Origin of the sequence: Bacillus cereus group sp. BceL291 (assembly GCF_051776705.1) — a bacterium.
GTDB lineage: Bacteria > Bacillota > Bacilli > Bacillales > Bacillaceae_G > Bacillus_A > Bacillus_A cereus.
In genome coordinates this window covers 1-5,358 of record NZ_JBPWAP010000155.1, presented here as the reverse complement: position 1 = coordinate 5,358, position 5,358 = coordinate 1, and the positions used below count along the sequence as shown (strand labels likewise).

Below are 5,358 nucleotides of genomic sequence, written 5' to 3'. Positions count from 1 at the left end.
TATTGTAGGACAATCCTATCGAATTAAAGATCATTTTAGCAAAGAAAATGATTGATTTTGTACATGCTTAAACAAGCGAAAATGTACATGTTTATCTTGACATTTACATCTAATCCCATGTTTAAAATCTATTTTAGGTTCCCAATTCAATTCTTGTTTTATCTTATCAATATTTAAAATGATTTTTTGAACGTTCTCTTATTTTTGTTTATAACAGATAAAATCCACTTTTCTTTCTGTTATTTTCTCTAATTCCACTATAATTCGTTTTAAAGAAAGACCTTTGCCACTCCCTATGTTGTATACGCAAGATTTCAATTGATTTAATTGTGCTAGTTGTATAGTAATTTCAACTAAATCATCGATATAAATATAATCTCTAATAATCTCCTCCGGATTCCCATATATATGAATCCTTTCATTACTGAGATGCTGGTACAAAAAACAATTTATGGCCCCTACTTTTTTTAAGGGGTTTTGGTATTTTCCATACGGATTAGAATATCTACATACAACATAATCTATTCCATATTTTCTCTTATAAAAATACAAATAATTCTCCAGCGAAACTTTTGTTATTCCATACGGGGAAAGTGGTCTTAATGGATGTTTCTCATCAATAGGCAAATATTCAGGTTCACCATAAACTGTGCCTCCCGAAGAAGCCAATATAATTTTTTTAATACGAAAATCTTTAACACTTTCCATGAAATTAAGAAAAAATAGACTGCTATTAATATCACCGAAAACATCTTCAATTGAAGTTGCTACGTTAGACGTCGCAGCTAAATAAATAATAATATCTATATTCACTAAAGCCTTATATATATCCTCAACATTTTCTAAATCACCTTTAATAAATTCAACTTCACTTATAATATTTTGAGGAAAATTATTTATATGTCTGGAAAATACTTTTACATTTTGCCCCTGTTTCAATAAACCCAATGCGAGGTTGATACCAATGAAACTATTTCCACCTACTATTAAATAATTATTCTTCCTCATAATATCATCTCTCTAGTAATAAATTTTTCCTATCGTCAAACTTAAAAATATACACAAATAAACTGGATCATTTTGATTATTCATCCTCTTATCATTGTATGTTTGTTATAAATTTTCATTATCTTTATTTTCTATTTTCATTTTAGAATAGCTTCCTTATTCAGGTTGACTGCAAAAACACTCATAATATTTACTCATCCCCATGAATATATTTAATAAACAATCCTCACTTGTTTACCCCATAAAAAAGCTTCTACATACACAAAGTTCTCAAAAAAGGAGCGCTAAACTCATGAAAAATATAAATCAAGAACTTTTAAATCATGTAATCCTACATAAAGATCGAATTCCGCATTACCATAAAGACTTTCCCCTTATACTATTTTGGAGTCATAGAAGCGGATGCACCTCATTAGCTAATTGGTTCTTTTTTCAAATTGGATTATTTACTGAAGCAAAGAAATACAATGACTTTATTCATTACTATGAGTTCTGGGTGTATAAAAACAGTACAAATTACATTCAACAATTACAAAATAGTCTTCTAGAGGCTAAAAAAAATGTTTGTAAACTTGTACGAAATCCTTATACAAGAGCTGTCAGCTCATTTTTATTACTTGCTGACAATCCATATGCTAGCCCACAATGGGAGAGCATCCGTCATTATTTTTATAATGATAAATATAGTAATCAAGGAATATCATTTAAACAATTTTTATATTACGTTCAGGCATTCGGTTCCAATTCCCTATCATTAGATATACATTTTAGTCAACAATACGTCCCTGGTGAAGAAAATTTCATTCAATGCTATATTCCTTTAGAAGATTTTAATACACAAATCACCAAGATGGAACACATGTACGATTTGATGAAATCCCCTTTAGCACTTCTTACAAATTCAGATCATCATCGCGCTCACAAGATGATTTATGCAGGAAGCTATGCAGAACTTAGCATTACAGATCCAGGCTTTCCCCGATTTCCAACATACGAAAGCTTTTATGATAAAGAAACTATGGATTTAGTTACAGAAATATACGCACAGGATTTTGAAATGTACCCATACACGAAAGGGATATTTTAAGTCTATACATTTTTCCACGAATAAAAGCTGATACATCGCATAGCATAAAGTGAAACTTTAATTCGAGTGGGAGTTCTCTCCAACTAATTATTCCCTTCTCCTAATCGTAATTTTAAGAGATACCTAACTTTCACCCATTTCCTTTAATTTCGCCGATTGTTGACGTGTATCATACTTTCCATACATAGATTGCATTTATTAACATAGGAGGGATATCGTGTGGAAATCAATTTGAAACACAATAATGGGTACTGCGTTATTTGCGAAAAGAAAGCTACATTTATAGAGCATAATGATTGGCTTAGAGATCATTATTTATGTTCTACATGTAACTCTATACCAAGGCAGCGAGCTTTAATCCATGCTTTACATACATTTTTTCCAAAATGGGATTCCTATAATATTCACGAATCCTCTCCTGGAGGAATTACGACTCAGCTACTATTAAAAAACTGTAAAAACTATACTTATTCTCAATACTTTAGAAATTATCCTCTTGGCCAATACTTTCAAGGTATTAGATGTGAGAACTTAGAAGACATGACTTTTGAAAATGAATCTTTTGATTTATTCATTACTCAAGACGTTTTTGAGCATGTAATGACGCCAAACAAAGCCTTTAAAGAAATAGAACGAGTATTAAAACCTGGCGGTGCTCATGTATTTACTGTCCCTTGGTATCATACACTCACAAAAACTGTGCAAAGAGCAAGAATGAATAAAGAGGTGATTGAATATATTGAAGAGCCCATTTATCATGGAAACCCTATTGATGAGAATGGATCTTTAGTAACGTTCGATTGGGGGCAGGATATGATTGAATATATTTATACACATGCAAACATGTATACAATTGTTTTTTTACAAAAGGATAGATCACTAGGGTTAGATGCTGAATTTTTACATGTTTTCATTAGTAAAAAGCAAGAAAATAAAGTTTAATCACTATATAATTCGGAGGTTTAACAAATGAATAACTTTAAGTTAGGAAGTGATTTTGATCATCTTGTTAATTCACTATCTGATGCCGAACTTCTAAATTTATTTATACAAAGTTGTTCACAAACAACGATAAATGGGGTTCCCGTACCTATGTTTCCTCCTGAAGAAATTCAAAAACAATTTGTAGGTGCTTCTTATGAACATGCTCTTTACGAAGCATATTTGTTTTATAGCCATATAAAAGAATACGCCCAAAATTTAGGAGTTCCCTTGAATAAAGAAAGTAAAGTTTTAGACTTCGGATGCGGATGGGGAAGAATTATACGCTTCTTATTTAAAGATGCCTCTGATCAAAATTTACTTGGCATTGATGTCGATCCTGCGATGATCACACTTTGTAATGAAACACTAGGAAGAGGGATATATAAAACAGCAAGCCCACATCCCCCTGTAGATTTTATTAGCGACAATTCATTAGATATCATATTCGCTTATTCTGTATTCTCACATTTATCCGAAGCAACTGCCGAAAATTGGGTAAAAGAATTTTCAAGAGTTCTTCGCCCTGGTGGAATCTTCATCGCAACAACACAAGCGCGCTATTTTCTTGATTTTTGTCAACAATTCCAAGAACATCCTGAATTAATTCAAACAGGATGGCATAAAACTTTATCTCAAGCTTTTCCAGATATACATCGCGCCATCTCGGATTATGAAAACGGCAAATTTGTTCATAGCCCTACTGGTGCAGGGGATGCTAGAAATAGTAGTTTTTACGGAGAAACCGTTATACCTAGGACTTATATTGAAAATCATTATGAGAAATATTTAAAGCTACAAGACTTTTTTGATGATGTAAATCGATTACCACAGGCCCTCTTTGTCCTTCAAAAAATTTAATTCCTTTCATTCAACGTAATAAATTTCATGACGAAAAGTACTTTCTATTTCAGATATATATCAAATTACCTAATACTCTCTTATTAAGTAAGCTTAAAAAATCCAATACATACCATAAAAAAAAACAGTAAACAGATAACATATCTCTTATTTTAAAATTGCTTCACCAAATCAAGAATAACTTCCCAACACTTGAACTACGAAAAACACGAGGGGGATATAACTTGAAAATAATCGCTTTTTACTTACCACAATTCCATCAAATTAAAGAAAATGATCGATGGTGGGGGAAAGGATTTACTGAATGGACAAATACTAAAAGTGCACGACCTTTATTTTCAGGACATTATCAACCTAGGGAACCTTATCAAGATTTTTATTACGACTTAACTACCCCCTCCGTAAGAAAGTGGCAAGCAAAAATCGCTAAAGCATACGGTATATATGGTTTTTGTTATTATCATTACTGGTTTAAAGGAAAAAGACTATTAGAAACACCCTTTAATGAGGTACTAAAGATGAAAGAACCTGACTTCCCTTTTTGTCTTTCTTGGGCAAATGAACCATGGACAAAATCTTGGGATGGTCTCGATAAACATATATTAATGCCTCAAGACTACGGAGATATATCTGATTGGAAGGACACTTTGATTATTTATTACAGGCTTTCCAAGATGAGAGATATATTTATATAGATGATAAACCTCTATTCATTATTTATCGTCCAGGACATATTCCTGATTGTGAAAAAATGCTTAATTACTGGAATGCATTAGCGCGAGAAAATGGTTTAAAAGGTATATACTTTGCTGAAACATTAAACAGTTTTCCACTACCTAATATAAATGGATTCGATGCTAGCATTCAGTTTGAACCTTTCTATACAATTGCCCATGATAGCTCTTCAGACATAAATAAGGTAATATATGATTCTGATATGCAATTAAACGTTTGGGACTACGATAAAGTATGGATGTATATATTACAACGATCGCTCCCAAAGAAAAAAACATTTCCTGGTGCTTTTGTTGATTGGGATAATACTGCACGACGTAAAAACGCGAATAGCAGCATCTTTGTAGGTTCTACCCCTGAAAAGTTCACCATATATTTAAGCAAGCAAATTCATCGGACTTACTCTTTTTATAACAGCGAGTTTTTATTTATTAACGCATGGAACGAGTGGGCGGAAGGAACTTACTTAGAGCCAGATAAAAAATATGGATTTTCTTATTTAGAAGGGGTTAAAAATGCAATTGATAGAGGTATGAAAGCATACAAAAAAGACGAGTCATTCTGACTCGTCTTAAAGTTGCTTGGCGACGTCCTACTCTCACAGGGACAAGGTCCCAACTACCATCGGCGCTAGAGAGCTTAACTTCCGTGTTCGGTATGGGAACGGGTGTGACCTCTCTGCCATC

At 32.6% G+C, this 5,358-nt stretch carries 3 protein-coding genes, 1 rRNA gene and 2 pseudogenes; 4 read left to right on the top strand and 2 right to left on the bottom strand.

The genetic code is table 11. From position 1 onward, the window contains the following. Positions 1–30: 30 nt before the first annotated feature. Positions 31–1,008, bottom strand: a pseudogene (locus ACS2CR_RS33330) (NAD-dependent epimerase/dehydratase family protein). 292 nt (positions 1,009–1,300) lie between these two features. Here ACS2CR_RS33330 and ACS2CR_RS33325 point away from each other — a divergent pair. The 4 genes and pseudogenes from ACS2CR_RS33325 to ACS2CR_RS33310 all read left to right on the top strand — a co-directional run bounded on the left by ACS2CR_RS33325 (position 1,301) and on the right by ACS2CR_RS33310 (position 5,237). Next, a complete protein-coding gene (locus ACS2CR_RS33325) occupies positions 1,301–2,095 on the top strand; it encodes a sulfotransferase family 2 domain-containing protein (RefSeq protein WP_000790058.1) in 795 nt (264 codons plus the stop codon). Positions 2,096–2,314: 219 nt separating this feature from the next. After that, complete coding sequence (locus ACS2CR_RS33320; protein ID WP_000405117.1) at positions 2,315–3,037, top strand: class I SAM-dependent methyltransferase; 723 nt, start codon at positions 2,315–2,317, stop codon at positions 3,035–3,037. A 27-nt stretch (positions 3,038–3,064) separates the two neighbouring features. Beyond that, positions 3,065–3,937, top strand: a complete 873-nt coding sequence (locus ACS2CR_RS33315; RefSeq protein WP_001058693.1) for a class I SAM-dependent methyltransferase — start codon at positions 3,065–3,067, stop codon at positions 3,935–3,937. A gap of 224 nt (positions 3,938–4,161) precedes the next feature. Beyond that, positions 4,162–5,237, top strand: a pseudogene (locus ACS2CR_RS33310) (glycosyltransferase WbsX family protein). Between the two features lie 14 nt (positions 5,238–5,251). Here the strand turns inward: ACS2CR_RS33310 and rrf are convergent. Beyond that, positions 5,252–5,358 (bottom strand): 5S ribosomal RNA (gene rrf / locus ACS2CR_RS33305); the annotation flags it as partial.

What these genes read in the sequence shown, in the direction of transcription:
- ACS2CR_RS33315 (WP_001058693.1), top strand. Translation starts at nt 3,065, where the DNA reads ATGAATAACTTTAAGTTAGGAAGTGATTTTGATCATCTTGTTAATTCA.
- ACS2CR_RS33325 (WP_000790058.1), top strand. Translation starts at nt 1,301, where the DNA reads ATGAAAAATATAAATCAAGAACTTTTAAATCATGTAATCCTACATAAA.